The 23,881-nt window shown below is 41.9% G+C and carries 25 protein-coding genes; 19 read left to right on the forward strand and 6 right to left on the reverse strand.

What is annotated here, in order from left to right:
* Positions 1-2: 2 nt before the first annotated feature.
* The 5 genes from IGJ28_RS10780 to cbpB all read left to right on the forward strand — a co-directional run bounded on the left by IGJ28_RS10780 (position 3) and on the right by cbpB (position 4,171).
* Positions 3-659 carry an amino acid ABC transporter permease gene (locus tag IGJ28_RS10780; RefSeq protein ID WP_438845391.1) on the forward strand — a complete coding sequence of 219 codons (657 nt, stop codon included), beginning with the start codon at positions 3-5 and terminating at the stop codon, positions 657-659.
* A 231-nt stretch (positions 660-890) separates the two neighbouring features.
* A complete protein-coding gene (gene racE / locus IGJ28_RS10785; protein WP_252712008.1) occupies positions 891-1,703 on the forward strand; it encodes a glutamate racemase in 813 nt (270 codons plus the stop codon).
* Positions 1,704-3,056 (forward strand): ribonuclease PH, encoded by a 1,353-nt coding sequence (rph, locus tag IGJ28_RS10790; RefSeq protein WP_003126673.1) that lies wholly within the window; start codon positions 1,704-1,706, stop codon positions 3,054-3,056.
* Positions 3,053-3,565 (forward strand): metallophosphoesterase, encoded by a 513-nt coding sequence (locus IGJ28_RS10795; RefSeq protein WP_060814328.1) that lies wholly within the window; start codon positions 3,053-3,055, stop codon positions 3,563-3,565. The genes rph and IGJ28_RS10795 overlap by 4 nt, the downstream gene beginning before the upstream one ends.
* A 108-nt stretch (positions 3,566-3,673) precedes the next feature.
* Positions 3,674-4,171, forward strand: a complete 498-nt coding sequence (gene cbpB, locus IGJ28_RS10800) for a cyclic-di-AMP-binding protein CbpB (protein ID WP_005473224.1) — start codon at positions 3,674-3,676, stop codon at positions 4,169-4,171.
* Between the two features lie 57 nt (positions 4,172-4,228).
* Here cbpB and IGJ28_RS10805 read toward each other — a convergent pair whose 3' ends face one another.
* Both IGJ28_RS10805 and fabI read right to left on the reverse strand, forming a co-directional pair.
* Entirely contained in the window at positions 4,229-5,146 is a 918-nt protein-coding gene (locus IGJ28_RS10805) for a mechanosensitive ion channel family protein (RefSeq protein ID WP_003126669.1), read from the reverse strand.
* Positions 5,147-5,334: 188 nt separating this feature from the next.
* Positions 5,335-6,090, reverse strand: a complete 756-nt coding sequence (gene fabI, locus IGJ28_RS10810; RefSeq protein WP_003126668.1) for an enoyl-ACP reductase FabI — start codon at positions 6,088-6,090, stop codon at positions 5,335-5,337.
* 203 nt (positions 6,091-6,293) lie between these two features.
* On the opposite strand from fabI, the gene fabZ reads away from it, so the two are divergent.
* Entirely contained in the window at positions 6,294-6,734 is a 441-nt protein-coding gene (gene fabZ / locus IGJ28_RS10815) for a 3-hydroxyacyl-ACP dehydratase FabZ (RefSeq protein ID WP_003126667.1), read from the forward strand.
* 53 nt (positions 6,735-6,787) lie between these two features.
* Here fabZ and IGJ28_RS10820 read toward each other — a convergent pair whose 3' ends face one another.
* Complete coding sequence (locus IGJ28_RS10820) at positions 6,788-7,528, reverse strand: peptidylprolyl isomerase (protein ID WP_252712003.1); 741 nt, start codon at positions 7,526-7,528, stop codon at positions 6,788-6,790.
* 176 nt (positions 7,529-7,704) lie between these two features.
* On the opposite strand from IGJ28_RS10820, the gene IGJ28_RS10825 reads away from it, so the two are divergent.
* From IGJ28_RS10825 to IGJ28_RS10835, 3 genes are all read left to right on the forward strand, one after another.
* Positions 7,705-8,802, forward strand: coding sequence for a DUF871 domain-containing protein (locus tag IGJ28_RS10825; protein WP_029486837.1), 1,098 nt, complete (start codon positions 7,705-7,707; stop codon positions 8,800-8,802).
* Positions 8,803-9,121: 319 nt separating this feature from the next.
* Positions 9,122-9,469: a hypothetical protein gene (locus IGJ28_RS10830; RefSeq protein WP_103301116.1), complete on the forward strand. Its 348-nt coding sequence runs from the start codon at positions 9,122-9,124 to the stop codon at positions 9,467-9,469.
* Positions 9,470-9,516: 47 nt separating this feature from the next.
* Complete coding sequence (locus IGJ28_RS10835) at positions 9,517-10,461, forward strand: alpha/beta hydrolase (protein ID WP_438845392.1); 945 nt, start codon at positions 9,517-9,519, stop codon at positions 10,459-10,461.
* A 51-nt stretch (positions 10,462-10,512) separates the two neighbouring features.
* Here IGJ28_RS10835 and gap read toward each other — a convergent pair whose 3' ends face one another.
* Positions 10,513-11,523, reverse strand: coding sequence for a type I glyceraldehyde-3-phosphate dehydrogenase (gene gap, locus IGJ28_RS10840; protein WP_438845393.1), 1,011 nt, complete (start codon positions 11,521-11,523; stop codon positions 10,513-10,515).
* A 252-nt stretch (positions 11,524-11,775) separates the two neighbouring features.
* Here gap and obgE point away from each other — a divergent pair, with 252 nt between their 5' ends.
* The 7 genes from obgE to IGJ28_RS10875 all read left to right on the forward strand — a co-directional run bounded on the left by obgE (position 11,776) and on the right by IGJ28_RS10875 (position 19,213).
* Complete coding sequence (obgE, locus tag IGJ28_RS10845) at positions 11,776-13,089, forward strand: GTPase ObgE (protein WP_003126661.1); 1,314 nt, start codon at positions 11,776-11,778, stop codon at positions 13,087-13,089.
* A 215-nt stretch (positions 13,090-13,304) separates the two neighbouring features.
* Positions 13,305-13,874, forward strand: a complete 570-nt coding sequence (locus IGJ28_RS10850; protein ID WP_003126659.1) for a DUF456 domain-containing protein — start codon at positions 13,305-13,307, stop codon at positions 13,872-13,874.
* A gap of 64 nt (positions 13,875-13,938) precedes the next feature.
* Entirely contained in the window at positions 13,939-14,895 is a 957-nt protein-coding gene (gene rnz / locus IGJ28_RS10855; protein WP_195957917.1) for a ribonuclease Z, read from the forward strand.
* On the forward strand, positions 14,879-15,667 hold the full coding sequence (locus IGJ28_RS10860) for an SDR family NAD(P)-dependent oxidoreductase (RefSeq protein ID WP_156248292.1): 789 nt from the start codon (positions 14,879-14,881) through the stop codon (positions 15,665-15,667). Before rnz ends, IGJ28_RS10860 begins: the two co-directional genes overlap by 17 nt.
* A gap of 12 nt (positions 15,668-15,679) precedes the next feature.
* A complete protein-coding gene (locus IGJ28_RS10865) occupies positions 15,680-16,105 on the forward strand; it encodes a LapA family protein (protein ID WP_060814322.1) in 426 nt (141 codons plus the stop codon).
* Positions 16,106-16,388: 283 nt separating this feature from the next.
* Positions 16,389-18,689, forward strand: coding sequence for a single-stranded-DNA-specific exonuclease RecJ (gene recJ / locus IGJ28_RS10870; protein ID WP_438845394.1), 2,301 nt, complete (start codon positions 16,389-16,391; stop codon positions 18,687-18,689).
* Between the two features lie 11 nt (positions 18,690-18,700).
* Positions 18,701-19,213, forward strand: coding sequence for an adenine phosphoribosyltransferase (locus IGJ28_RS10875; protein ID WP_003126654.1), 513 nt, complete (start codon positions 18,701-18,703; stop codon positions 19,211-19,213).
* 71 nt (positions 19,214-19,284) lie between these two features.
* On the opposite strand, the gene IGJ28_RS10880 is transcribed toward IGJ28_RS10875, so the two are convergent.
* The gene (locus IGJ28_RS10880) at positions 19,285-19,497 is read right to left on the reverse strand and encodes a hypothetical protein (RefSeq protein ID WP_003126653.1); all 213 of its coding nucleotides are present in this window, start codon (positions 19,495-19,497) and stop codon (positions 19,285-19,287) included.
* Between the two features lie 120 nt (positions 19,498-19,617).
* Entirely contained in the window at positions 19,618-20,247 is a 630-nt protein-coding gene (gene lexA / locus IGJ28_RS10885) for a transcriptional repressor LexA (protein WP_086269194.1), read from the reverse strand.
* 128 nt (positions 20,248-20,375) lie between these two features.
* On the opposite strand from lexA, the gene IGJ28_RS10890 reads away from it, so the two are divergent.
* The 3 genes from IGJ28_RS10890 (at position 20,376) to IGJ28_RS10900 (ending at position 23,767) form a co-directional block, all read left to right on the forward strand.
* Complete coding sequence (locus IGJ28_RS10890) at positions 20,376-20,615, forward strand: DUF896 family protein (RefSeq protein ID WP_003126651.1); 240 nt, start codon at positions 20,376-20,378, stop codon at positions 20,613-20,615.
* Positions 20,616-20,715: 100 nt separating this feature from the next.
* Positions 20,716-22,713: a transketolase gene (gene tkt / locus IGJ28_RS10895; protein ID WP_252711996.1), complete on the forward strand. Its 1,998-nt coding sequence runs from the start codon at positions 20,716-20,718 to the stop codon at positions 22,711-22,713.
* 190 nt (positions 22,714-22,903) lie between these two features.
* Positions 22,904-23,767 (forward strand): glucosaminidase domain-containing protein, encoded by an 864-nt coding sequence (locus IGJ28_RS10900; RefSeq protein ID WP_438845395.1) that lies wholly within the window; start codon positions 22,904-22,906, stop codon positions 23,765-23,767.
* Positions 23,768-23,881: the final 114 nt, after the last annotated feature.

A 23,881-nucleotide genomic window follows, 5' to 3' on the forward strand; every position in this document is an offset into this window, starting at 1 on the left:
AAATGGAATTTTTCGAAGCTTTTTCTGCCATCAATCTTCGGTTTTTGATCGACGGTCTCCGAGTAACGATCGAAGTCTCCGTCTTATCTATCATCTTTAGTTTTCTGATTGGCGGCCTTGCAGGAGTCTTGCGTTTCACTAACATTCCGTTCTTTTCAAAGATTTTAGGTGTAGTGATCGATGTGATTCGAAACCTGCCGTTGCTGCTGATTATTTTCTTCACGTACTTTGCATTGCCGCAGATCGGTATTCGTTTCAATATTTTCTGGTCTGCAGTTGTGGCATTGACGATTTTTGAATCTGCCATGCTCTCAGAGATTTTTCGAGCGGGGCTTAATGCCGTACCAAAAGGGCAAATGGATGCTGGTTTGTCTACCGGTTTGAGTTATGTCCAAGTGTTGCGAAACATTGTGATGCCGCAAGCTTTTAAAGCCATGCTGCCTGCGATCGTTAGTCAATTGATCTCATTGATCAAAGATACGTCTTTGGCAGTGATTATTTCACTTCCAGAACTGACTCACCATGCTCGAATTATTTATGGACAAAATACCAATTATGTATTGCCAATGTTTCTTGCGATGACTGTGCTGTACTTCATCGTCTGCTATGCCTTATCGCTGCTTTCTCGCTTCTTGGAAGCACGTCAGTATAATTACTGATTTCTTGAGGCTGCATAGAAACAGTGATTACTAGATCCGAATGACCTTTGATGTCATGCAGTTGCTTTCCTTGGACGAGAGTAGCCAGAGCATCGGAGGTTTTCGGATCTTTTTTTGACCGTAATAGGTTCATTGCTTTCTTGGATAAAGCAATACTTGAAAAATCAGTAAAAAAAGTCCAAAATGGAACTTAGACAAATTTCTTTCTTTCATTAAAAAGGATGGACAACTATGACAAATAAACGACCCATTGGCTTTATCGATTCTGGTGTTGGCGGATTGACCGTTGTTAAAGAAGCGATTAAGCAATTGCCCAATGAACATATTATTTATCTTGGTGATACTGCACGCTGTCCCTATGGGCCGCGTCCGGCAGAACAAGTCATCGAGTATACATGGCAGATGACCGAATTTTTATTGCAGCAAAACATCAAAATGTTGGTGATTGCTTGTAATACGGCTACGGCTGTCGCATTAGAAGAAATCAAAGAAAAATTATCGATTCCGGTAATCGGAGTCATACTGCCTGGCTCTCGAGCTGCTGTCAAAGCAACAAAAAACCAACAGATCGGTGTCATTGGAACTGCGGGTACTATTAAGAGCAATGCGTATGAAGAAGCAATCAAGCTTAAATCACCTCGTTCTGTGGTAGTTAGCTTGGCTTGTCCCAAATTCGCGCCTATCGTTGAAAGCAATCAAGCACAATCATCGGTTGCCAAAAAAATCGTTGCCGAAACACTGCGCCCCCTCAAAAATAAGAAATTAGATACGTTGATTTTGGGTTGTACTCATTATCCTTTGTTGCGGTCTTTGATCCAGAACGAGATGGGGAGCCAGATCCAGCTGATTGATTCCGGTGCAGAAACAGTGGGTGAAGTCAGCATGCTATTGGACTACTTTGCTATTGCCAATACAAGCCAAATAACCCAAGAACCGGAATATCTTTTTTATACGACAGGTTCAACAAAATTATTTGATGAAATTGCGAACGAATGGTTGAATGTACCGGTCCATTCGCAACATATCACATTAGGAGGAAATTAAATGCGCCATGATGGCAGAAAAGCGGGAAGTATCCGTCCAGTAGAAATCAAAACAAATGTATTCAAACATCCAGAAGGATCCGTCGTGATCTCATTTGGTGATACCACAGTTATTTGTTCCGCAACGATCGAAGACCGAGTGCCGCCTTTTTTACGGGACTCAGGGAAAGGCTGGGTGACGGCAGAATACAGCATGCTGCCGCGAGCAACGAATACCCGTAATCGTCGAGAAAGTGCAAAAGGAAAGCTGTCTGGTCGGACAATGGAGATCCAGCGACTGATCGCCCGTTCGTTACGGGCAGTGGTAGACTTGGAAAAGTTAGGTGAACGTAGCATTGTAGTCGATTGTGATGTCATCCAAGCGGATGGCGGCACTCGAACAGCTAGTATCACCGGTGCTTTTGTGGCTTTGCGATTGGCGATCGATCAATTATTGACCAACCATGAGCTAACGGAAGATCCTATTAAAGAACATCTTGCTGCCATCAGCGTAGGAATTTTACCTGATAACACTTGTGTCACTGATTTAGACTACGAAGAAGATTCTGCGGCTGCTGTAGATATGAATCTCGTAATGACAGAGTCAGGCCGTTTCATTGAGATTCAAGGAACTGGGGAAGAAGCGACATTTGATGGTCAGCAATTGAACGAAATGCTGATTTATGGCAAAACAGCCATTGAAGAGCTGATTGCCTATCAAAAAGAAGCATTGCTGATCCAAGAACAGCCCCAATACGTTATTCCTGAGAAGACGATCGTGATTGCCACTGGTAATCCTGGCAAAGCACGAGAATTCACCGCAGTTTTTGGTGCTGCTGGCTATGACGTTCGGACATTGAAAGATTATCCCGCATTACCTGATGTTGAGGAAACAGGAACGACTTTCGAAGAAAATGCTCGGCTGAAGGCAGAAACGATTGCAAAAATTCTTGGGCGACCTGTTCTAGCGGACGATTCGGGCTTAAAAGTGGATGCATTAGGTGGTAGACCCGGTGTTTACTCGGCACGTTTTGCGGGTGAACAAAAAAGCGATGCTGCAAATAATGCTAAATTGTTGTACGAATTAACTGATATCCCAGATGAACAACGAACAGCACAATTCCATTGTACATTGGTCTTTGCAGCTCCTGACAAAGAAAGTCTCGTAGTCGCTGCCGATTGGCCAGGCAGAATTGGCCGCATTCCTCGGGGAGAGAACGGTTTTGGCTACGATCCATTGTTTATCCCTGTTGGTTCAGATAAAACGGCTGCTGAAATGAGTGGAGAAGAAAAGAATCAAGTGAGTCATCGTGGTCAAGCCATCGCGAAACTACGCAATGTATGGCAAGAGTGGTTGGAAGGAGAACAAGCATGAAATATTTAATCGTTAGCGATAACCATGGCGATCGTCAAATTCTCGTTGATTTGCTAGCAGAATTTTCTGGGAAAGTGGATACCTTTATCCATTGTGGAGATTCGGAACTGCAACCAAGCGATCCCCTTTGGCAAACCTATCAAGTGGTTGGCGGAAATTGTGATTACAGTCCGGAATACGAGGATGCAAAGATTATCAAAACGCCTCTCGACACGATTTATGTGACCCATGGTCATTTGGCAGATGTTCGTTTTGGCGTGACAACACTCGGACTTCAAGCACAACAAGCTGATGCATCAATTGCTGTATTTGGTCACACTCACCAGATTGCTTGTGAGAAGGTGGGGCATCGCCTATTCTTGAATCCGGGCAGTATTTCTCAACCGCGGGGACCTATTCAAATCAAAAGTTTTGCCATCATAGAAAGTACTGAAAAGCAGTGGATCGTTCAATATTATGATCGTACGTTTAATGAAATCGCTGATTTGCATTTTATTTTTGAGCGCTAAAAAAGCGAAATCAAAAGTAAAAAATTCATTATAAATAAGCAGTTTTACGATATCTTTTTGATTTTTCTAGTAAAATAGAAAAGTAGCTGTGAAATGGAGGCATTCAGATTGATTGGTCAAACAGTAGAAAAAATATTATTAGAAAATCAAGAAAGTTTTTTAGTACCTGCAGAAAACGTTGCAACGGTTCTTTACAATCATCCATTAAACCATGCGTTACTCGTTTTATCGAAAGTCGGCTATTCCAAGATTCCAGTCCTAGATAGTGAGGATCATCTTGTTGGATTGATCAGTTTATCGAACGTGGTCGAAAGAATGATGGACCTGACTGGGTTTAGTATGGACAACTTAGAAGGCTTGACGGCCGCAGACGTGATGGAAGTCAATGTGGCTTGTATCAAAGAAGATGGCGAATTAGAAGACATGCTTCATCTTTTAGTGGATCAGGCATTTTTGCCCATCGTCAATGAGGAAAATGTCTTTGTAGGAATCATTACCCGAAAAGAAATCTTAAAATCTGTCAATCACCTAGCACATGAATTAGAGAAACGGTATATGCTGATCTCAAAAGAGGCCAGTCCTACAGACGAATTACAAGTCATCTAATAATGGATAAAAAAGCACCCCGAAAAAATCATCGGGGTGCTTTTAACGTTTAAGCGGTCAATTGACGCCAATGATTGGCGCACTAGGAATGGTGTAGCCTTTAGCAGTCAGTGCATCGATTGAAGCCGCTAAAAACTCTTCTTTTAGTTTCCACTGAGTTCCGTTGGTAACATACATCGTTGTCCGGATCGCAAAATTATTGTTGCCAAGGTCGACAACACCAAAAATTGCTGGTTTCGTTTGGATCTCTTCCTCGTGAGCAGCAGCCACTGTTTGATTGACTTCGTCAATGATCGACCGGATATCATCTAAGCCCTCTGATGGCAAGATACGCACATCTACAACGACTTGCATATTGGCTCGTGAAGTGTTGCTGATCGTAGTGATATTCCGATTCGGGATATAATGGACAGTCCCATCCACGGATTTTAACTGAACCGTTCGAATACCGACAGCTGTAACTGTTCCTTCTAATGACAAATTCGTCAAACGGATATAATCGCCGACATTGATTTGTTGCTCAGTAATGATAAAAAAACCAGTGATCAGATCATTCATAAAGCCTTGAGCACCTAGTCCCAGTGCCACCCCAGCAATCCCAGCCCCCGCTAAGAGTGAACCAACAGGCACGCCAATCGTTGACAATAACGCATATACAAAGAAGAAACCTAATGTATAGTGGACGATATTGCGGATCAGCGCATGGATCGTGTTGATTCGACTGGCATTATAGGTTCCTTTTTTCTCGTAGGAACGATAAATTCGTTCGATGACATAATTGCTGATTTTCAGCAAAATACCAAATAAAATAATCAAAAAAAGCAGCATCAGAACTTTTTGGATCAAGATACCAACAATAGCCTCCCAATCAATGTTTTGCCACCATTTCTGCAAGGCATTCAATTGTTTTGCGGCAGGCTCCGTCAAGCTGGATCCTGTCGAATCCGTTGTAGCATCTGTCAAAAGTCGTAACATAAAATCCCTCCATCTATCAATAGGTCTATTTTATAGGAGAAGAAACAGAAATGCAAAATTCACTTGTTAAATTTTTGTAAAAAGATGAACAAATAAGGGGATATCATTAGTTAGCAAAGAAACAGCAAAAACTCGTCTCTTGGCATAGACCAGTCAAGAGACGAGCACGAGTACATGTGATCATAGAATTACGATAAGTGAACACCTTTATCGACAAAAATCACTTCTCCGATGATACCGCTAGACAATGGACTAATCAGAAAGGCACATGTGTTGCCGACTTCTTCGATGGTCACACCAACATGATCAGGAGTGCGATCTTCAGATAATTGGATCAGCTTTTGATAATCTTTTACACCTGTCACAGCCAGTGTTTTGATTGCTCCTGCAGAGATGGCGTTGACCCGGATTTTTTGCGGGGATAATTCTGCAGCTAAATAGCGAACGCTTGATTCGAGAGCAGCCTTAGCAATCCCCATCATGTTATAGTTGGGTACAGCACGTTCTGAACCTAAATAGGTCAAGGTAACGATTCCGGCATTTTCTGCCAAGAGGGGTTTGGCATATTTAGTAACAGCGATCAATGAATAGCTGCTGATATCTTGTGCTAGTGCATAGCCATCTCTTGATATATTTAAAATATCACCTGAAAGATCATCTTTGTTGGCGTAAGCGACAGCATGGACGACGCCATGGATTTCGCCTGCATAGTCTTTGATGGTTTCAAAAGCTTTCGCGATACTCTCATCATTTGCAACATCACATTCAACCGTATACTCATTTTCCTCTAGTAGCCGTTCAAGAGGTTTTTTCATGCGTTCGTTTTGATACGTATAGATGACTTCAGCACCTTGTTCTTTTAGCGCTTGCGCACAGCCCCAAGCGATACTACGTTTGTTGGCTACGCCCATCACGACAACTTTTTTTCCAGTTAAGAAACTCATAATTCCACTCCTTAATAGTTTGCATAATAATCAATAATGACGATCGATAGTGGGTCCCACTATCATGATTTCTAATTATTATTCATAATTGTTTGATTGTCAAACTATTTTTTTCTTAATAAATATTTAGTTGCGAAAAAATCAGAACTGTGATACTTTGATAATCAAACTATAATATTTTTTTAAGCAAGGAAGGGAACCCCATGAAAAAACTATTGACAGAAACAGAAGTCATGGACTTGATTCCAAATCGCTATCCGATCATTTATATCGATTACGTTGATGAGATTGAATCAGGGAAGAAGATCATTGCCACGAAAAATGTGACGATCAATGAAGATTTTTTCCAAGGACATTTTCCAGGAAATCCAGTGATGCCAGGAGCGTTGATTTTAGAAACATTGGCACAAGCAGGTTCGATCTTGATTTTGAAATCGGATGAATTTCAGGGAAGAACTGCTTATATTGGCGGGATCAACAAAGCAAAATTCCGTCAAAAAGTTGTTCCTGGCGATACCTTGAAACTTGTTTTTGAGATTACAAAAATCAAAGGTTCTGTAGGGACAGCCAATGCTGTGGCAACTGTGGAAGGTAAAAAAGCAGCGGAGTGTGAATTTACCTTTATTGTTGGAGAACAAAAATAAAATAAAGACCAGTGCCTTTAAGGGAAATTTTCAAAGGCATTGGTCTTTTTTGCTTACTTAGCTTCTTGTAAAATCTTGATGGATTTGATTTTGACAGGATCTTTTGGCGTAGAGTCTTCTCCGTTGCTATTCGTCTCACCGGTCGTTTCGGCTTTGGCAATTTTGTCTACGACATCCATTCCTTCAATGACCTGACCAAAGACTGTGTACTTACCATCTAGTGTCGGAGCACCACCATCTTTGTAGGCGTCAATGATTTTTTGAGGATAAAATTGGATTGCTCGTCCATCAGAGACATCATCATGGTTTTGAACAATAAAGAATTGACTTCCTTGGCTGTTGGGAGCGCTGGATTTTGCCATCGATAACGCGCCGCGGATATGGTAAAGCTGTTTGGATATTTCCTCGCCAAACCCTTTGCCCCAAATGCTTTCTCCACCAGTTCCGTCACCGTTAGGGTCGCCGCCTTGGATCATAAAATCTTCGACGATTCGATGGAAAGTCAAGCCATCGTAGTAGCCATTTTTGGCATGAGTCATAAAGTTTTCGACAGCTTTTGGTGCAATTTCTGGGAATAATTTGATTTTGATCGTGCCTTCTGTGGTCTCAAGTGCAACAAGATCTTCATTTTCTTTTACTTCAGTAGACAACTGTGGCAGTTCCAGAGAATTTAAGTCTACAGATTCTGATGTGGTTGTTTTATCCGAAGAACTAGAAGTAGTTGTTGTATCATTGCAGGCAGTTAATAGAAAGAGGCTAGTTGCTGCCGCCAACGTTAGTATCATTTTTTTCATTTGAGTGAGATCCTTTCATTACTAGACTGTCTTTATCATATCAAAATTTATCTGGAGTGAAAAGCAGGTATCTATTAAAACCAATAGGAAAGGTGTAGACCACTTATCGGTTGTTTGCTATAATGAAAGAGGATTCATGAACAAAAAACGGATAGAATTTTTAGGAGGTTTGACGGATGGGAAAATTAGGTATTTCAGTTTATCCAGAACGATCAACGTTTGAGAAAGACAAGGCTTATCTTGATTTAGCACACAAATACGGCTTTAAGCGTGTGTTTACAAGTTTGCTGCAAATCGAAGATGATAAAGAAAAAGTATTGGCAGATTTCAAGCAGGTAGTGGATTATGCCAATCAATTAGGAATGGAAGTCATGGTGGACATCAATCCTGGTCTCTTTGATCAATTAGAGATCTCGTATGATGATCTTTCATTCTTTGATGAAATGGGTGCTTATGGTGTCCGTTTGGATATCGGTTTTACCGGTGCCGAAGAAGCGCGTATGACGCGTAATCCTTATGGCATCAAAATTGAGATCAATATGAGCAGTGGGACAAACTACGTAGACAATATCATGAGTTATTCGCCAAATACGAATAATTTATTAGGCTCTCACAATTTTTACCCTCATCGATATTCAGGTTTGGGTTATGACCATTTTGTGTATTGCTCAGAAAAATTCCGTCGTTACAACTTGAACACAATGGCTTTTGTGAATTCTCACGAGGCAACATTTGGTCCTTGGCCAACACAAGATGGGCTTTGTTCGTTGGAAGATCATCGTGATCTGCCAATCGCTACTCAAGTCAAACATTTGGTTTTGACAGGATTAATCGATGATATTTCAGTGGGAAATGCCTATGCATCAGAAAAAGAGTTAGCTGCAATGGCAGAAGCCTTCAATGCGGACTATCCTACCTTAAAAGTAGATGTTGCTGAAGGAATCACGGAAGATGAACGCATCTGTTTGTTTGATAATCTTCATGGTTATCGCGGGGATCGCTCAGAATATATTTTGCGGTCGACGATGACTCGAATTTACTACAAAGATAAGCCATTCCCAGCACATGATACCCATGATATGACTCGCGGTGATATTTTGATCGATAACGTCGGTTATGGGCAATACAAAGGTGAAACTCAGATCGCATTGAAAGAAATGAAGAATGATGGCCGTGTCAATGTCGTAGGAAAAATTGCTGCAGATGAACTGTTTCTACTGGATTTCTTGAAACCATGGTCAAGCTTTAAACTAAAAGACAGCAAAGACGAATAAGACGCTTTGTTTTTCTAAAGAACTGCTCTTTTTGAGCGGTTCTTTTTGTTTAATAGCTTTCGTCCGTGCAGTGTGGGGAAAAAAGGCGCGTTTCTACATGTGGATGAGATTGATGGTAAGAAGGTGAGGACTGTTGAAAGGAGCCGCCTGCTAGCAAAAATTTCTTTACTCTTTACTTCTCTGCTCTTTACATAGCAGCACTTGGTAGCGCTTGTTGAAGTGTTAGTTTGACTGTTTTTCGTTTTGGTCCTATTGACAAATCAAAAGTAAAAGGGGTATTTTGTACTAGAATGTTTTTTAGGAGGGAGCAACCAGAACGGTGTTTTTTATTATTGAAACGTTATTGTTATTTATCGTTACCATTCGTCTGGCTGGTTTTTTGTCGGTTTTCTTATTGATTGCTATTTTCCAGCAAAAGCGGAAACGACAACACATGACCAGTGAAGAATGGGAGACATATTTTACCAAATTAGGGACTGATGGCTTTCTTTGGCGCTTATATGGCTGTTTTTTTGCCGTTTTAGGGGTCTTTGCGGTCATCAATACATTTTATTTTTGGCATCAGATGTGGGTGTATGGGATCACGTTGATGTTGGCGGGCGGATTTCATCTTTATTTCAAATATCGCCTGAATAAGGAGCAGATTCAAGCGCGCTTCTTGAAATAAACAACCAATAATTATATTATGTAAACTAGTTGCCGAGGAGGAACACAATGAAACTACGCTGGAAGATCGCCATTTTAGTAGGGGTGCTTTTGATAGTAGGCTTGGGCTATGCCGGAAATTATTTTTATAATTACGCAGTTGTCCCATCAGAAAAAGATTTTTTAAAAGGTGATACCTCTGGAACGGACAAAAGCAATGCGAATCCTGAAGCGGAGGAGTGGTTTACCGCTCCGGAAAATCGTCAAATGTGGCAACTTGAATCCTCAGATGGATTGATGTTGTCCGGAATTTACTTGCCTGCCCAAAAATCACAGCACAAAACAGTGATTGTCGCCCATGGTTATATGGGAAACGCAGAGACGATGGGAGTTTATGCGAAGATGTTCCATGATCTAGGATATAACGTATTGGTTCCTGATGCCCGCGGTCATGGAGAAAGCCAAGGCGATTATATAGGATTTGGATGGCCAGAACGGAAAGATTATGTCCAATGGATCGATCAAATCTTAAAAGAAAGCGGCAAGGAAGAATCCATTGTTTTATACGGTGTAAGTATGGGAGCTGCTACCGTGATGATGACCAGTGGCGAAAAGTTGCCTGCCAACGTAACAGCGATCATTGAGGACTGCGGTTATGCTTCTGTAAATGAGGAATTGAGCTATCAATTGGATCAGTTATTTGGTTTGCCAGCATTTCCTTTGATCAATGTCACTAGTCTGGTTACCAAGCTAAGAGCTGGTTACTTCTTTGGCGAAGCAGATGCCGTGAAACAGCTGCACAAGAACACTCGTCCAATGTTCTTCATCCATGGTGATTCGGATACTTTCGTTCCTTATTCAATGTTGGCAGAAGTTCATGCTGCTACAGATGCGCCAAAAGAAAAATGGGTAGTCAAAGGGGCGGAACATGCCCAAAGCTACACGAAAGATCCAAAACGTTACCAGGAAAAAATTGCGGCATTCCTTGAAAAGTATGATCACTTGCCAGAATAGCAAAAAAAGAGCGAAGATCTACGGATCTTCGCTCTTTTTGTAATGAGTAGCTTATAAATTAGCAAATTTTTCTAACAAACGAATCATTTGGCAAGTAAAACCATATTCATTGTCATACCATGCAACAGTTTTGACCAATTGGAAGTCTCCTGCAGTAGTTACTTCTGTTTGTGTCGGGTCAAAGATTGATCCTTGCGTCGTACCGATAACATCGCCAGAGACGATTTCACGGTCATCGTAGCCAAAAGAAGGATTGTCGATCGTGTGTTTCTTGATGGCTTCATTGACTTCTTCTGCGGTTACTTTTTGTTTCAGAATCGATACCAATTCTGTTAAAGATCCATCGACAACAGGTACCCGTTGTGCGTGTCCTTGAAGTTTGCCATTTAGTTCTGGAATGACCAAACCAATCGCTTTCGCTGCTCCTGTTGAATGAGGGATCGTATTATCAGCGGCTGAACGCGCAGCTCGCAGGTTGCCTCCCCGTACCGGGCCATCCAAAAGCATTTGAGTAGAAGTGTAGGCATGGACAGTCGTCATAGTTCCTACTTCGATCCCAAATTCTTCATTTAGGAAATAAGCCATTGGAGCTAAACAATTGGTTGTACAAGAACCAGCTGAAATGATTTTGTCCTCTGCAGTAAGTGTATCACTATTGACATTGTAAACGATCGTTTTCATTTTTCCTGCTGGTGCAGAGATAACGACATGTTTTACACCGGCATCTAAGTGTGCTTGTGCTTTTTCTTCAGATGTATAAAAGCCTGTACATTCTAAAACGATATCCACGCCATTTTCTTTCACCCAAGGAATTTTGCTGGCATTAGGTTCTGCGTAGACTTTTGTTTCTTCTCCATCAACGACGATCGCATCATCTGTGGCAGTGACTGTGCCTGGATAGGTACCATGAGTTGAATCAAACTGGAGTAACTGGGCTAGCATGACTGGGCTCGTCAAATCATTGATCGCCACGACTTCGATATCATCTGATACTTCTTTGATTCGACGGAAGGCCAAGCGACCGATACGTCCGAATCCATTTATTCCCACTTTTACTGTCATAATCTATTGTTCCTCCTCTTTTTTTGATCTTACAATTAAAATTCTGCTACGAAACCAAGATTCTGTCAAAGAAAAACCCTTAATTTTTTATCTAGTTCTTTGGGAAAAGAGGCAGAAAAGATAGACAAATGGCCTTGCGGTCGTTACAATTAAATAGACTTTCTTAAAGGTGAACTTTGGCCTGCAAATGGCATGAATTGTATTCAAATTGGTTTATTAGAAGGTAAGAAGAGAGAATGGAGGGCACATAACATGTCCATGTTTTTAGATCAGGTAACAATCGATGTCAAAGCTGGTAAAGGCGGAGACGGGATGGTTGCATTTAGAAGAGAAAAATACGTTCCCGATGGCGGACCAGCCGGTGGGGATGGCGGCCGCGGCGGTGATGTGATTTTAGTTGTCGACGAAGGCTTGCGTACGTTAATGGATTTCCGTTTCAATCGTCATTTTAAAGCACAACCAGGTGAAAACGGAATGAGTAAAGGGATGCATGGCCGCGGAGCAGAAGATACGTATATCAAAGTTCCCCAAGGAACCACTGTCCGCGATGCAGACACAGGTGCTTTGCTAGGAGATCTGTTGGAGCAAGGACAGACGTTGACGATTGCCAAAGGCGGCCGTGGCGGTCGCGGCAATATCCGTTTTGCTTCGCCAAAGAATCCAGCGCCAGAACTAGCTGAAAATGGCGAACCTGGCCAAGAAAGAAAAATTGAATTGGAATTGAAAGTACTAGCTGATGTCGGCTTGGTTGGTTTCCCATCCGTAGGAAAATCTACATTACTTTCTGTCATTTCTTCTGCAAGACCGAAGATTGGTGCCTATCACTTTACAACGCTAGTCCCTAATCTAGGGATGGTAACGACTTCAGATGGTCGTAGTTTTGCTGTGGCCGATCTTCCTGGATTGATTGAAGGGGCCTCGCAAGGTGTTGGATTAGGTACACAGTTTTTACGACACATTGAACGGACACGAGTGATTTTGCACGTGATCGATATGAGTGGGATGGAAGGGCGCGATCCGTATGAAGACTATCAAGCAATCAATCAAGAATTAGCAACCCATAACTTACGCTTGCTTGAACGTCCGCAAATTATCGTAGCGAATAAAATGGATATGCCAGAATCAGAAGAAAATCTGGTGAAATTCAAAGAGCAATTAGCAAAAGAACAAACCGATGAATTCGCAGATCCTTTGCCGATTTTCCCAATTTCAGGTGTCACTCGTAAGGGAATTGATGCTTTACTGAGTGCAACTGCAGACTTATTAGAAGTCACACCAGAATTCTTATTGTATGATGAGGAAATCGAAGAAGAAGTTGTTCAATATGGGTTCCATTCGGATGAACCAGAATTTACCATTGATCGTGATCCAGATGCTACTTGGATCTTGAGTGGTGAAAAGATTGAGAAACTCTTCCAAATGACTAACTTTGATCATGATGAAACAGTCATGCGTTTTGCCCGTCAATTACGCGGGTTAGGAGTAGACGAAGCGTTACGTGCGCGAGGAGCCAAAGATGGCGATATCGTGCGCATCGGTAATTTTGAGTTTGAATTTGTTGAATAAGATTAGTTGAGTAAGCTTAGTTGAGTAAGCTTAGTTGGTGCTTTAGATACAGTTAAAGCGTTAGCGCCTAATCCTATCAATAGGAACAACTCTTGATACAACTAGGGAATCTTTAAAAAAAGCGGAGTTATGAGATGACTTCTTTTTTTTATTTGTTTTCTTTTTCAAATAGACAAGATACTGGTAAAATAAAGAAAAGAAAGGAAGCGAAAATTATGGCAAAACGTGTGATTGTAATGAATTTCAACGCAAACTCGGAAGCATTCCAAGCATTTTCTGAAGTAAAACGCATGCATATGGAACGAAAAATCAAAGGAGAACAAATGGCTGTGATCACTCATACAGAATCCGGTGCGCACCAGTTCAAGATCGAAGATTTTCTAGACTTTACCGGTAATAACAAAGCATCGACTGGTGGAATGATTGGGATGCTAGTAGGAATTCTGGGAGGACCATTAGGAATCATGTTAGGCTGGTTCGGCGGTAGTATGATTGGCGCGACACGAGACGCCAAAGAGATCCAAAATGCACAATTGCTGTTTGAACATGTCAGCACCCAAATTGGGGTAGGCGACACTGGCTTATTGTTGATTGCAGATGAGGAAGACAATCGTCCACTAAATCAGTTGATCATGAATCAATTAGGTGGGGAAATTACTCGCTTTGACTATGATGAAGTAGAAGCAGAAATTGAAACGGCTAAAAAAGTCGAAGAAAAAACGAAAGCACAAGCGCAAGAAGATTGGAAAAAGTCTCATTCCCAATCTGAAGAAGAACAGGAATAAACTATAAATTGCATCTGACCTTCGTTTCCGCTAAAATTGGGGGAAGATGAAAGGAAAGAAGTATATGGAATTAGAATTTTTAGGTACCGGTGCAGGCGTACCAGCGAAACATCGGAATGTAACAAGCACAGCACTGCGGTTACTTGATGAACGCAATGCTGTTTGGTTGTTTGACTGTGGTGAAGGCACACAAATGCAGATTTTGCATTCTACGATTCGCCCACGGAAAATCGAAAAGATATTCATTACTCACTTACATGGAGATCATATTTATGGATTGCCTGGATTGATCAGCAGTCGCTCCTTTCAAGGGGGCGCTTCACCGTTAGAGATTTATGGGCCCATAGGTATTGAAGAATTTGTGCGGACCGTGTTAAGAATTTCTCAAACAAAATTGAGCTACCCGTTAGTTTTTCATGAGATCACAAAAGAAGGCATTCTCTTCAAGGACAAACAGTTTACCGTTTCTTGCCGTCGGTTGGATCACGGAATTGAAAGCTTTGGGTATCGAGTTGAAGAAGCGAGTCACCAAGGAGAGCTTCAGGTAGAAGCTTTGACTGCATTAGGAATCAAACCGGGTCCAGTTTTTGGTCGACTGAAAAAAGGCGAAATTGTCACGTTGGAAGATGGACGACAAATCAACGGAGGCGACTATGTAGGTGAAGCGAAAAAGGGACGTATCGTCACGATTTTAGGAGATACTCGCCTTTGTGCCAATTCGATCTTATTGGCTGAAAATGCAGATGTACTGGTTCACGAAAGTACCTTTAATAAAGATGAAGCTAAAATGGCTCGCGCCTATTTTCATTCTACAACAGTGCAGGCGGCTGAAGTAGCCAAACAAGCGCAGGTAAAACGATTGCTTTTGACGCACATTAGTGCACGCTATGTTGGGAAAGATATTACAAATCTGGCAAATGAAGCAAAAGCTGTATTTCCTAATACGGTGATCGTGAAAGACTTCGATGTCATCGATGTCCCATTTGCAGAAAAAGGAGATCAAGATGTTGTTAGAAAATAAAGTAATTGTCGTAACTGGCGGATCTGCTGGCTTAGGGGAACAAATCTGTTATGAAGCAGCGCGTCGCGGTGCGATCGTGGTGATTTGTGCCCGTAGAGGTCAGTTGATCAACAAAGTCAAAGAACATTGTATGACATTAAGTGGCAAACCAGCTTATGCCTTTCAATTGGATATTGCAGACCCTGAAAGTGTCGAAAATGTCATTGCTTCGATTCGTGAAAAGGTCGGAAAAGTGGACATTCTTGTCAACAATGCTGGTTTTGGTATTTTTCAAGAATTTACAGAAATGAAACCAGAAACGATCCGCAATATGTTTGAAGTGAACGTATTAGGGATGATGGTCTTAACACAGCAAATTGCTTTAGAAATGGTCGATCAGCGCTCTGGTCATATCATCAATGTGGCATCGATGGCTGGGAAAATTGCTACACCAAAAACTGCAGTGTATTCGGCAACCAAATTTGCTGTATTAGGTTTTTCAAATGCGTTGCGTTTGGAGTTGAAACCTTTCGGCATTCATGTGACAACTGTCAATCCGGGGCCTATCGAAACAGCCTTCTTTGACCAAGCAGATCCTAGTGGCAATTATTTAGCTTCTTTAGGGACATTTGTTCTTGAACCAACAAAACTGGCAAAGACCATCGTTAAAGCGATGATTCATCCAAAACGAGAGATCAATCGCCCACAAGTGATGGGAGTAGCTGCAAAATTCTACACACTATTCCCAGCTATTGGGGACTACTTGGCTGGAAGTCTATTCAATAAAAAATAGGAGTTGTTTTTGATGAAAAATCAATGGCGAGTAATCGTAGGTATTTTGTTGGTTTTAGTGATCGTCCTTTTTGCGGTCGCCAATAATATGACTGTTCCAATCAATTTTGGCTTTACTAGCATCAAAGCGCCTCTGATCTTGATTATCATTGGGGCGGCTTTGTTGGGGGCACTGATTATCTTACTAGTGTCAACTAGTACGATGTTCCAACAAAAGAAAGAATTAAAAAGATTACGGAAAGAATTGGCTGACTTTCAACAAAATAATGAAGAAAAATTGCAAGAACAGCGTGAGGTATTAGAACGGGAATATGCAAACAAGCAAGCAGACCTCGCCTTGAGGGAACAACAAATTGCTGAAGCAGAAGCAAAAACTGCGGCAGTTGTGCCTGGTGAACCACCAATTATAGAAAATCGTCAAGATACGTTTCCAGAGTAATGGTAAGCTTGCACTCTTGTTCTTCAAAAGAGGGTTTTGGGACTCCAACCAGAACGGTAAATCTCTGAAGTGAGGCGCAAGATTGGCTCACCACTCTTTTGCAACAAATGAGCGAAATAATAACGACATCCTTCGATGGTCTTTCGATAAACGACCGAAGGATGTCGTTTTTATTGTACTAGAAATAGGACAGAAAAAGGAGAGAAGCTGGTAGTGCTTTTTTGGTCAACGCTTTTCTTTTCTCCAAAATATTTGCTATAATTACCAAGTTAGGAGTGATTGTGTGAAACGCGCGAACTTTCATTGGCTGAGACCACAAAAAAGTGAATTATCAGCTGATTTCGAGGAAATGATCCAAGCAAGAGGTTTGTCACCATTAATAGGTCAATTATTATGGCAGCGGAATATTCGAACAGCAGCAGACTTGCAAAGTTTTTTAGAACCGGATTTGCAGGGACTTCATGATCCATTTTTGTTTTATGATATGGAAAAAGCCGTCGATAGAATTCAGACAGCGATCATGAATGAAGAGCGTATTCTGATTTATGGAGACTACGATGCTGATGGTATTACGAGCACGACTGTCTTAAAAGAAGCGCTGGAATTATTGGGTGCGGATGTTGAATTTTATCTGCCCAATCGCTTTACCGATGGCTACGGGCCCAATCTTTCCGTTTATCAAGATAAAATCGCAGCTGGTGTGCAATTGATTATAACTGTTGATAATGGTGTATCTGGTCATGAGGCATTGGCTTATGCCAAAGAAGCACAGGTAGATGTTATCGTTACAGATCACCATGAGTTGCCACCAGAATTACCCGATGCGTATGCCATCATTCATCCTCGTCATCCATTAGGAAATTATCCTTTTCCAGATTTGGCGGGGGTCGGAGTCGCATTCAAAGTCGCTACTGCGTTATTAGAAGAAGTGCCAGTCGAATTATTAGATCTCGTGGCAATTGGTACGATCGCCGACATGGTGTCGCTCACTGGTGAGAATCGCATTCTGGTCACTAACGGATTAAAAATGATCCAGCAAACCGAACGTGCGGGGCTCTCGGCACTGATCGAAGTGAGTGGTCTGAAGAAACGGGCAATCAATGAAACGGATATTGGTTTTGCCATCGGACCTCGTTTGAATGCGATTGGACGCTTGGAAGATGCTAATCCTGCGGTAACACTTATGTCGACATTTGATCCAGAAGAAGCCCAATCGTTAGCCAATCAATTAGATACGATCAATCTTCAAAGAAAGCAATATGTGGAAACGATTTTGAAAGAAGCTCAGAACATGCTCTCCGATTCAAATCAAGTCCATTTGATTGTGGGAGATGATTGGCATGAAGGTGTTTTAGGGATCGTTGCTGGACGATTGATGCAACAGACTGGCAGGCCGGTCCTTGTTTTAACCAAAAAAAGCAACGGTATTGCTAAAGGTTCTGGGCGCAGCGTTGCATCATTAAATCTATTTGACATGCTCTCTGGAATGCGTGAAATGTTTACCAGCTTTGGTGGACACCACGCGGCAGTAGGGCTCAGTGTGCCTATTGATCACCTTTCGATGCTCCAAGAACGTATGAATCAATACGTGGTCGATAATCGGATCGACCTTTCTAGCGGGATTCCGTTACCGATTGATGAAGAATTGTCTTTAGCAGAAATTACGACAAATTTTATCGAGTCGCTGAAAATTTTAGCTCCCTTTGGTACAGACAACCCAATCCCAAAGTTTTTGATTACGAATATTTCTGCTGATAATGGCCGACAAATTGGTACAGAGAATCAGCATTTAAAAGTCAGTCTTACAGATGGAGAAAATGGTCAATTAGACGTGATCGGTTTTGGTTTTGGATCACAGCTAGTAGAATTTGAGAGTGAAGGATTGGCCGTTGTGGGGCAATTATCTGTCAATGAATGGAACGGCAAGAAGAAACCACAGCTGATGTTGGAAGATTTTGAAGTCAACGGCATACAGCTGTTCGACTTGCGTTCAAAGAAAAATCGGCAAGGGCTGACCCTTGATGCCCAAACATTAGGGGTTGCTTTTTCGGATAAATTACCTTCAGAGATAGAACGATTTTGTCCGAACGTTCATGTTTATCAAACGTTAGACGATTTGACAGCTTTTTTTGGTTCAGGAAATTATACGCAACTTGCTTTTCTAGACTGTCCTAGCGAGAAAGAGCTTTTGAGAAAAATCATTCAAGAAATACCTGTCAATCGTATCTATTTGATTTTAGTATCCACAGAGGATGCTTATTTGGATGGTGTCGGGACTAGAGAACAATACGGCCGTTTGTTTCAACTGATCAATCAGCAGAATGGGATTGATATTCGCTATAAACTGCCAATGGTAGCTAACTACTTGCAGATTCCAGAAAAATTATTAATTTTTATGATTCAAGTGTTTTTTGATTTGAAATTTGTTACAATAAAAGATGGCGTTTTGAAAAAAGTCCCTGATCCAGAGAATAAGCCGCTTAATGAGAGTGTGTTGTATCAACAGCGACTTGCAAAAATCAAAACAGAAGAAGACTTACTAATGAGTGATTTATCAACGATTCGCAAATGGTTGATATCTTAGGAGGAAAAAACATGAATTTAAAAGACTATATTGCCAGCATTCCGGATTATCCGCAAGAAGGAATTGTCTTTCGCGACATCTCTCCATTGATGGCTGATGGAGAAGCTTATCGTTATGCAACACAGCAAATCGTCGAGTACGCTCAGGAAAAAGGGATCGACATGGTGGTTGGACCTGAAGCTCGTGGGTTTATTGTTGGTTGTCCCGTGGCGTATCAACTAGGTGTTGGTTTTGCGCCAGTACGTAAAAAAGGCAAGCTACCTCGAAAAACGATTGAAGCAACATACCAGAAAGAATATGGCGTGGATATTTTGACGTTACACGAAGATGCGATTAAACCTGGCCAACGGGTATTGATTTGTGATGATTTACTTGCAACCGGCGGCACGATTAAAGCAACGATCGAACTTGTGGAAAAATTAGGCGGCATCGTAGTTGGCTGTGCTTTTCTGATCGAGTTGATGGACTTGCAAGGCAGAGACAAAATCACTGGATACGAAATCAAAACATTGATGGAATATTAATCGAAAAAAGCCAGATCAATTTTGATCTGGCTTTTTTTTGTTTATTTGGCAGCAACACCGAAATAATCGACCTACTGTTCGTAATGATAAAAATCATGGTCGTGGTAATAAGTTTGGTTTCTCTTTCGTTCTGCTTGGCGGAATTTCTTTTCATCCCATAGCATGAACCACAGCATCATCAAAGGGCAAAAAATCAGAACTGCACTGAGTACGCCAAAATAACCAATAATGATCCCTGTTAACAACACCCACAAAATAAAACCAAATCGACGAACTGCTTTCATTATTTTCACTCCTTATAAAAATGCGAACTTATGTTTGTAAAACTATTATACGAATGTTTGTTCGGTTTGTAAAGAGGAAATAAAAAAAATCTTCGAAGGTTCGAAGATTTAAGGAATCGATTAAAGTAAGTGACGGTAGAGACCAACGACTAAGCCTAAAATCGTTACATCTGGCAAGATGATAGGTTCTAGGTAATCATTTTCCGGTTGCAAACGGATGTGATCCTGTTCTTTGAAAAATCTCTTACAGGTGGCTTCATCTTCATCCGTCATTGCAATGACAATGTCCCCGTTTTGAGCACTTTGCTGTTTGCGAACGATGACTTGATCACCGTCTAAGATTCCAGCGTTGATCATACTTTCACCGCGAATCGTCAACATGAACAAACTGCCGGTGCTATTTGCTAAATCAGGCGGTATCGGGAAAAAATCGGAGGCGTCTTCTACAGCTAAGATCGGTTCACCAGCCGTAACGACTCCTAGCATTGGGATCGAGTTTGGCTGCACATCGATTTTTTCTAATCCGGAGGAAGTCAATTCAATCGCTCTTGGTTTTGTTGGGTCGCGTAAAATCAAGCCTTTTTTTTCAAGCCTGGATAAATGTCCGTGGACGGTAGAAGTAGAGGATAGCTGAACGGCTTCGCCAATTTCGCGAACAGTCGGCGGATAGCCTTTTTCAGTGACTCGTGTATGAATAAACTTAAGAATCTCGATTTGTCGATTTTCTGTTCGTTTTGCCAAAACTGACACCTTCTTTCATTTGATAGTCTTAGTGTACCATAGGAGAAACGACAATTCAAACAAATGTTCGCTTTTTGTTGCTATTGTTTTTTTGTCAGGTTTTGTATAAGATAAAGTAGTGAAAAGGAGGTGTCGAAATGTTATCCAAAGAAAAATTAGCCCGCATTAATGAGCTAGCCAAAAAGAAAAAAGTGCAAGGTCTATCTGCTGATGAAACGATCGAACAGCAAAAGCTTCGCGAAGAATATTTACAAGCTTTTCGTGGAGGAATGCGACACCACATTGAAGGAATGAAAATCGTCGATCCTGAAGGACAAGATGTCACTCCAGACAAATTAAAAGAAATTCAAAAGAAAAAAGGATTGCATGGCAGATAAAGATGAATTCCTTTTCATTCCTATTGAAATCCTGAAAGAAATCCCGTATAATATGAGATGTAATAAAGGTAAAAAAAACCTAAATTAGGAGGAATTACCATTGTTTGATAAAATCGATCAATTAGGTGTCAACACCCTTCGTACATTGAGTATCGAAGCCGTACAAAAAGCAAATTCAGGTCATCCCGGTCTGCCAATGGGGGCAGCGCCAATGGCGTATGCCTTGTGGACCAAGCATTTGAAAGTTAATCCGACCACTTCTAGAAACTGGATCGACCGCGACCGGTTCGTCTTGTCTGCTGGACATGGTTCTGCTTTGCTTTACAGCTTACTGCATGTTTCAGGGTATCAAGTAACCACGGAAGACTTGAAAAATTTCCGTCAGTGGGGCAGCCGCACACCAGGACACCCAGAAGTTGGGCATACGGATGGTGTGGAAGCAACGACTGGTCCATTAGGACAAGGAATCGCAATGGCCGTCGGGATGGCGATGGCGGAAGAACATCTAGCGGCGACATACAACCGGGATGAATACAATGTAATCGACCACTATACGTATGCATTATGTGGCGACGGCGACTTGATGGAAGGTGTGTCTCAAGAGGCAGCTTCAATGGCTGGTCATATGAAGCTGGACAAATTGATCGTTTTATATGATTCCAATGATATCTCATTAGATGGCCCTACTTCAAAAGCATTCACAGAAAATGTTGGTGCCCGTTTTGAAGCTTACGGTTGGCAACATTTGTTGGTCAAAGACGGCAATGACTTAGAGGCAATCTCACAAGCCATTGAAGCAGCTAAAGCTGAAACAGAGAAACCGACATTGATCGAAATCAAAACAGTCATCGGTTACGGTGCCCCAAATCAAGGAACCTCTGCTGTCCATGGTGCTCCATTAGGTGCGGAAGGTATTTCAGCCGCTAAAGCAATCTATGGCTGGGAGTATCCTGAATTCACCGTGCCGGAAGAAGTAGCGGCTCGTTTCAAAGAAACGATGATCGATGAAGGCCAAAAAGCCGAAGCGGAGTGGAACGAGAAATTTGCTGCTTACAAAGCGGCTTATCCAGAATTAGCTGCGCAGTTCGAACAAGCAGTGGCTGGCGAATTACCAGCAGATTGGGATGCAGAATTGCCAACTTATGAAGTAGGCAGCTCACAAGCGAGTCGTGTTTCCAGTAAAGAAATGATCCAAGCCCTTTCAAAAGCTATCCCAAGCCTATGGGGAGGATCGGCCGATCTATCCGGATCCAATAATACGATGGTCGCAGCGGAAAAAGATTTTGAACCTGGTCAATATGAAGGCCGCAACATTTGGTTCGGTGTGCGGGAGTTTGCGATGGCCGCAGCCATGAACGGGATCCAACTTCATGGCGGTACACGCGTGTATGGCGGGACATTCTTCGTCTTTGTGGATTACTTGCGTCCAGCAGTTCGCTTGTCGGCTCTCCAACATGCGCCAGTCATCTATGTTCTGACCCATGATTCTGTGGCTGTTGGTGAAGACGGACCGACCCACGAACCAATCGAACAATTGGCGAGTGTACGCTGCATGCCAAACGTGCAAGTGATCCGACCAGCAGATGGCAACGAAACTCGGGCAGCTTGGAAGATCGCCTTGCAAACGACGAATAAACCAACGGTCTTAGTGTTGAGCCGTCAAAACCTGCCAGTGTTAGCAGGGACGCTAAGTGGTGTCGAAGAAAACGTGGCTAAAGGTGGCTATGTCCTTTCAAAACAAACCGGTGAGACACCAGAAGGCATCTTGATCGCTACTGGCTCAGAAGTGAATCTAGCGGTAGAAGCGCAAGCCAAACTAGCAGAAGCTGGGGTGGATGTGTCTGTCGTATCACTGCCAAGCTTTGATTTGTTTGAAGCACAGTCGGAAGAGTACAAGGAGAGTGTCTTGCCGAAAGCCGTGAAAAAACGGGTTGGCATCGAAGCAGCTTCCCCATTTGGTTGGGATCGTTACCTAGGCTGCAAAGGCAAAGTCATCGCCATTGATCATTTTGGCGCTTCTGCTCCAGGAAACAAAGTATTGGAAGAGTTCGGCTTTACAGTCGAAAATGTGGTTGCCACTTTCCAATCGATCAAATAAGCGTAAGAAACAAGCGAAATCGCAGCTGATTTCGCTTGTTTTTTTTAAAGTCTTTTCGTTTTTAGGTAGAACAAGATGTTTTTGCGAAAAGACTTTTAAAAAAATATTGAGTTGCTTAAGTTGCACAGAAAAAATTTTTTCCGTATAATGTCTATATTGTTGAATAGTATTGGGACGATGGAGGAAAAGAATGAAAAATTATCAAACCCGCAGTGAAAGACATATCCGCCAACAAAAAGCAGTGATGCCACGACCAAGTAAACGAGCAGTGGTTTCTTTTATTGGGGCTGGATTAGCATTGTCACCAGCGGTGGTCACGCTACTTCCGGAACAGGTCCAAGCAAGTGAATATCAGGCCACTAGTCAAGGAATCGCTAGTTTTATCGAACAGATTGGTTGGTCAGCACAAGACGTTGCGGCCAATAATGATCTTTATGCATCGGTGATGATCGCGCAAGCCATTTTGGAAAGTGGCTATGGCTCATCTACATTATCCAATGCGCCTTACTACAATCTTTTTGGGGTCAAAGGATCATATAACGGGCAATCTGTCTATTTGCCTACAGATGAGTATATCAATGGACAATGGGTCGTAATGAATGAACCATTCCGCCAATATAATTCCTACTGGGAGTCTTTTCAAGATCACGCCAACGTTTTAAGAAGTACAAGCTTCACTTTAGGTAAAGCACATTATAGTGGGGTCTGGAAAAGTCAAACGACTTCTTTTTACGATGCGACCAGCTATCTGACAGGACGCTATGCCACTGATCCAGGTTACGCACAAAAATTAAACTGGCTGATTGAAACGTATCAACTAACTCGTTTTGATACACCAAGTACTGGTGCCACAACGACTTCTGTAACGACAACGACAACGCAATCCACATCGACGACAACAACGACACAAAGTACGGGACAAAGTTATGTCGTAGCATCTGGCGACAGTCTTTGGGATATTGCTTCACGTTTTGGAACAACGGTGGATCAAATCATGGCTGCCAATGGATTAAGCAGTGACTTGATCGTCGTTGGACAGGAATTGATCGTTTGATTTTCGCTATTTATTAGCTAAACGCCAAATGAAATTTCACAAAAACTTTTGTTTTTGTTCTCTTTTAGTAACTAAAAGAAGCAAAGCAAAAGTTTTTTTCTTTGTGAAAAAAAC

Origin of the sequence: Enterococcus sp. AZ091, assembly GCF_051714805.1 — a bacterium.
Lineage (GTDB): Bacteria > Bacillota > Bacilli > Lactobacillales > Enterococcaceae > Enterococcus_D > Enterococcus_D gallinarum.